Annotated in this window: 3 protein-coding genes and 2 pseudogenes; all 5 read right to left on the minus strand. The window is 59.3% G+C overall.

The window, feature by feature from the left end; translation table 11 throughout:
* Positions 1 to 90: 90 nt before the first annotated feature.
* A pseudogene (locus CO655_RS30660) lies at positions 91 to 381 on the minus strand (nitrogenase component 1); the annotation flags it as partial.
* A gap of 58 nt (positions 382 to 439) precedes the next feature.
* A complete protein-coding gene (gene nifK, locus CO655_RS30665; protein WP_004677342.1) occupies positions 440 to 1,981 on the minus strand; it encodes a nitrogenase molybdenum-iron protein subunit beta in 1,542 nt (513 codons plus the stop codon).
* A gap of 123 nt (positions 1,982 to 2,104) precedes the next feature.
* Positions 2,105 to 3,607: a nitrogenase molybdenum-iron protein alpha chain gene (gene nifD, locus CO655_RS30670; RefSeq protein ID WP_097667775.1), complete on the minus strand. Its 1,503-nt coding sequence runs from the start codon at positions 3,605 to 3,607 to the stop codon at positions 2,105 to 2,107.
* A 107-nt stretch (positions 3,608 to 3,714) separates the two neighbouring features.
* The gene (nifH, locus tag CO655_RS30675; RefSeq protein WP_004675840.1) at positions 3,715 to 4,608 is read right to left on the minus strand and encodes a nitrogenase iron protein; all 894 of its coding nucleotides are present in this window, start codon (positions 4,606 to 4,608) and stop codon (positions 3,715 to 3,717) included.
* A gap of 251 nt (positions 4,609 to 4,859) precedes the next feature.
* Positions 4,860 to 5,425 (minus strand): annotated as a pseudogene (locus tag CO655_RS30680) (IS630 family transposase); the annotation flags it as partial.

A 5,425-nucleotide genomic window follows, 5' to 3' on the forward strand; every position in this document is an offset into this window, starting at 1 on the left:
TTCGTTGACAGCAGGGCCATTCGTACTTCCTGTCAATGTACCCATGTCCTAGTCCTCCTCATCGAAAGGCTTCTTTTCAATGGCGCCTGCTTCGGTCAGCGCCGTGAAACTTGTGCGCCAGAGCGTTGGACCTGAAGAAGCCGATCCGCGGTTGTCCCAGGAATTGCCCTCACAGCCGAGAGGCCCATGGATCAGGTGCGCGACGTCGGTGATCGGCTGCAGCACGATCTTGGCGCCATCGAAAGCGCATCCGCCGGCTGCCGCCCCGGGGATCAGCGGCTTCGAACAGCCGTTTTTGCGCGCCTTGGAATCCTTGCTGCGGTTCTTCTCGCAGGCAGGCTCGTCGAAGACATCCTGGACTTTAGCATTGAGCAAGGGCATTGCGGTCTCCAAGTTCAGATGAAGGCGGCCGGCCTCACAAGGCCGACCGCCGCCGCTCCTAGCGGGTCAGGTCGTAAGAATAGTCCGTCACACCCGGCTCGCTCGTCTCGCGATCGAGCTTGTCGAAGATCTTGTCGAGGATCGTCGTCAGGACGCGCAGGCCGCCCTGGTAGCCCATGAGCGGGAAACGGTGGTGATGGTGCCGGTCGAATATCGGAAAGGTCAGCCGGATCAATGGGGTGCCGGTGTCGCGCTCGAGATACTTGCCATAGGAATTGCCGATCATAAGATCAACCGGCTCGGTAAAGAGCAGCGAGCGCAACGCCCACAGGTCCTTGCCCGCCCAGACCTGGGCATCCTTGCCGAAGGGCGAGGATGCGAGCAACGCCTTCATCTCGGCTTCCCAGGCCGACGTGCCGTTGGTAGCAAGGCAGTGGGTCGGCTCACCGCCGGTTTCCAAGACGAACCGGGCAACGGCGTAGACGAAGTCAGGATCGCCGTAGATCGCGTATTTCTTCCCGTGCAGCCAGGCTTGGCTATCTGCCATAGCGTCGACGAGACGGCCGCGTTCCAGGCCGATTGCCGGAGGAATTTCCTTGCCGGTAATCTCCGAGACCTTCATCAGGAATTCGTCGGTCGCCTGAACACCCAGCGGATAATGGAACGAAGCCGTAACCTGACCGACCTCCTTGCAATATTCCAGCGTTTTGCGCGTGTTATAGTGCTGCAGCGACAGGGTCGCTTCGGCATTCAACGCCGTTTTCAAGTCCTCGATCTTCGTGCCGCCGTCATACATGCGGTACGTACCGTCAGACGGCGTGTCGAACTGGTCGGAGGCATCCTGGATGAAGATGTAGGATACGCCCATCATGTCGAGCAGGCGCTTCAGTTCGCGGTTGTTGCCGACGCAGAAGCCGTCGAAGCCGGGAATGATGTTGATGGCTTGAGCAACCTCCTTCCGCTCGTTGCCTTTCCAGAAGTTCTCTAGAATGCCCTTGATCATGCCGTCATAGCCATCGACGTGGCTGCCGACGAAGGCAGGCGTGTGGGCGAAAGGAACATCGAAGTCGTGCGGGACCGACCCTTCGTTCTTTGCGTTTTCGATGAAGCCGTGGAGGTCGTCTCCAATGACTTCGGCCATGCAGGTGGTCGAGACGGCGATCATCTTCGGATCGTAGAGCTTGTATGTATTGGCGAGCCCGTCGACCATGTTCTTCAACCCGCCGAACACTGCCGCGTCCTCCGTCATCGAGGACGAGACCGCCGATGAAGGCTCCTTGAAGTGACGCGACAGATGCGAACGGTAATAAGCGACGCAGCCCTGGCTGCCATGGACGAAGGACATCGTTTGCTCAAAGCCTGCGGCTGCGAAGACGGCACCGAGCGGCTGGCAGGCTTTGGCCGGGTTCACGACCAGGGCTTCGCGGCCCAGGTTCTTTTCGCGATACTCCCAGGTCTTCGTGAAGTCGTTTTGATCGGCAACGACCTGATCCGGGTGGGGGCATTCGAAATTGGCTTTCTTCTCGGCGAGCATCTGCCTGTATTCCGGCTCGCGGAACAGGGGAGCATGGTCGAGAACTTTTTCCGCCGACTGCGGCATAGTAAGCACCTTTCTTTTCATCGCGCCGCACCGGTGGCGGCAATGGGATGTCATCTGTCACGAGTGCGGATCAAGTCCGATGGGAAGAGCCTGGCCTGCCCCTTCCCAAGACAGGCCAGGCTCTCATTCGGCCGCAACCGCCTCAGCTGGCGCGGCCTCTTTTTTCCAGGGGACGTCGTAGAGATCCCACACCGGATTATTGATGGCCAGATCCATGTCGCGGGCGAATATGGCGAAGCCGTCATAGCCGTGATACGGGCCGGAATAATCCCAGGAGTGCATCTGGCGGAAGGGGATGCCCATCTTCTGCACCGGATACTTCTCTTTAATGCCGGACCCAACAAGGTCGGGGCGGATGCCTTCGATGAACTTTTCCAGCTCGTAACCGGTCACGTCGTCATAGATCAGCGTACCCTTGTTCACATAATGGCCGGTGCGCTGATAGTCGTCGTTGTGGGCGAACTCGTAGCCGGTGCCGACGATCCGCATGCCGAGGTCCTCATAGGCCGTGATGACGTGGCGAGGACGCAGGCCGCCGACATAGAGCATCACCGTCTTGCCTTCGAGGCGCGGCCGGTACTTGTCGACGACAGCATCGACCAGGGGCCGGTACTTGGTGATGACAGCCTCGGTCTTGTCGACGATTTCCGGACCGAAGTGCTTGGCTATTTCGCGCAGGGAGGTTTCGATCTGGGACGGACCAAAGAAATTGTATTCCATCCACGGGATGCCGTATTTTTCCTCCATGTGCCGACAGATGTAGTTCATCGAGCGGTAGCAGTGGATGAGGTTCAGCTTGGCTTTTGGCGCGCGCTCGACCTCAGCGAGCGTGGCATCACCCGACCAGTTGCCGACCACGCGCAGCCCCACCTCCTCCAATAGAATGCGCGTAGCCCACGCGTCGCCACCGATATTGTAGTCGCCGACGACGTTGACATCGTAAGGGCCGGTCTCGAACTCGACTTCGTTCTTGTCGAAAACCCAGTCACGGATGGCGTCGTTGGCGATGTGGTGGCCGAGCGATTGCGAGACGCCGCGGAAGCCCTCGCAGCGCACCGGCACGATCGTCTTTTCGTGCTCCTTGGCCTTCTTGCGCGACACCGCCTCAATGTCGTCGCCAATCAGCCCGATCGGGCATTCCGACTGCACGCTGATGCCGTTGTTGAGGGGGAAAAGCGCCTCGATCTCGTCGATGACCTGTTCAAGCTTCTTGTCGCCGCCGAACACGATATCCTTTTCCTGGAAGTCTGAGGTGAACTGCAGCGTCACGAACGTGTCGATGCCCGTCAGGCCGACATAGTAGTTGCGGCGTTGCGACCAGGAATAATGACCGCAACCGACCGGCCCGTGCGAGATGTGGACCATGTCCTTGACCGGCCCCCATACCACGCCTTTGGAGCCGGCATAGGCGCAGCCGCGGATCGTCATCACGCCCGGAATGGACTTGATGTTCGAGTTGACGTCGCATTCGGAAAGGGCCTTCGGCTCATCGCCAGGCTCGTCGCCGCTCGTTGCGACGCTGAGGTGCTTCTTGCGGCGCTTCGCCGCCTTGTCTGGATATTGCGCTAACACTTCCGCAATGAGCTTTTCATGCAAAACGCTGTCATTCTCGTAATCAAGGCTCATGGGCCCCTGCCCCCTTTCAAGGTTCGGGTTAGGTCGTCGTCGCCGAAGCGGCTTTCTTGGAAGGACGCGCTGGCGCAAGGGCCAGCGCGTCCTGTCGACAGCGGCAGTTATTGAGCCGCAACCACCGCTGACTCCTTGGCCTGTAGTTCGGCCAGCATCTGCTCGTCGCTCTTCATGATGCCGAAGTCGAGCAGCATGTCTTCGAGCTCTTCCATGGTAATCGGGGTCGGAATGGTCCCTTGGCCCGAATTGGCATGGATCTTCTCGGCTAGCGCCCGATATTCCCCGGCCTGCTTGGAGTCCGGCGCGTACTGGATCACCGTCATCTTCCTGAGCTCGGCGTGCTGGACGATGTTGTCACGCGGCACAAAGTGGATGAGCTTGGAATTGAGCCTGGCAGCCAGCGCCTCGGAGAGGTCGAGCTCGCGGTCCGTCTGGCGCTCGTTACAGATCAGGCCGCCGAGCCGCACGCCGCCGGAATGGGCATATTTCAGGATGCCCTTGGCGATGTTGTTGGCGGCATAGAGCGCCATCATCTCGCCGGACATCACGATGTAGATCTCCTGGGCCTTGTTCTCACGGATCGGCATCGCAAAGCCACCGCACACCACATCGCCGAGCACGTCATAGGAGACGTAGTCGACATCGTCATATGCACCGTTCTCTTCAAGGAAATTGATCGAGGTGATGACGCCGCGCCCGGCGCAGCCGACGCCCGGTTCCGGACCGCCGGACTCCACGCACTTGATGCCTTTGTAGCCGGCCTTGAGCACGTCCTCGAGCTCAAGGTCTTCCACCGAACCTTCCTGCGCTGCCAGATGCAGAACCGTGTCCTGTGCTTTGGCGTTCAGGATCAGCCGGGTGGAGTCGGCTTTCGGGTCGCATCCGACGATCAGGATCTTCTGCCCGAGGTCGACAAGCGCTGCGAGCGTATTTTGGGAGGTGGTGGACTTGCCGATCCCCCCTTTGCCGTAAAATGCGATTTGACGCAAATCTGACATATCGCCTTCCTTCTTTCGTTCCATCCATCGCTGCGTAAAAGGCAGGCAGCTCGCGCCGCCTCGCATGGCAATCTTCAAAACCCGTGCCATGTGGGCCGATCGAGCCAAAGGAAAGATCCTTTTGTTGGGTTTCAGAAAGTTACTCCGAACCACCACAGGAAACTGCCAAACAAAACCTAATGTCGCCGATCAGACAAAGCCGACAGACGGTGTCGTGATGGCATCACTTGCACCGCTAGAGCAAATCCTGCTCAATCTGGTTCATATCCAAGGTAGTTTGCGCATTCTGCCGCAGTGAAGCGAGGCATCAGGGCCCCGACCGCATCCCATAGAGCATCGATCTTGCGCTCGGCTCGGCCTCGCAGCATGGCTTTCAGCTTCGAGAATGCGTTCTCGATTGGATTGAAGTCCGGGCTATAGGGCGGAAGGAACATGAGCTTGGCGCCGGCACGTTCGATGGCATCGCGGACACCGTCTATCTTGTGTGCAGGCAGGTTATCCATAATGACCACGTCCCGATCTCCGGGGTCAGCACCAGCACCTGCTCGACATAGGCCAGGAAGACGTTGCCGTTCATCGCGCCATCGTAGACGAATGGTGCGGTCATTCCGCTGAGGCGCAACGCACCGGTGAAAGTCGTTGTTTTCCAATGGCCGTGCGGCACGCCGGCACGGCAACGCTCACCTCGCAATGCACGTCCGCGCAGACGTGACATCTTGGTCGAGAGGCCGGTTTCGTCGATGGCGATCAGTTTCTCCGGATCGAGGTCCAATTGACCATCGAACCAGGCGCGCCGGCGCTTCAGGACGTCCGGTCG

The sequence above is a fragment of the Rhizobium sp. M1 genome, from assembly GCF_002531805.1.
Classification (GTDB): Bacteria; Pseudomonadota; Alphaproteobacteria; order Rhizobiales; family Rhizobiaceae; genus Rhizobium; species Rhizobium etli_C.

What these genes read in the sequence shown, in the direction of transcription:
- nifH (WP_004675840.1), bottom strand. Translation starts at nt 4,608, where the DNA reads ATGTCAGATTTGCGTCAAATCGCATTTTACGGCAAAGGGGGGATCGGC.
- nifD (WP_097667775.1), bottom strand. Translation starts at nt 3,607, where the DNA reads ATGAGCCTTGATTACGAGAATGACAGCGTTTTGCATGAAAAGCTCATT.
- nifK (WP_004677342.1), bottom strand. Translation starts at nt 1,981, where the DNA reads ATGCCGCAGTCGGCGGAAAAAGTTCTCGACCATGCTCCCCTGTTCCGC.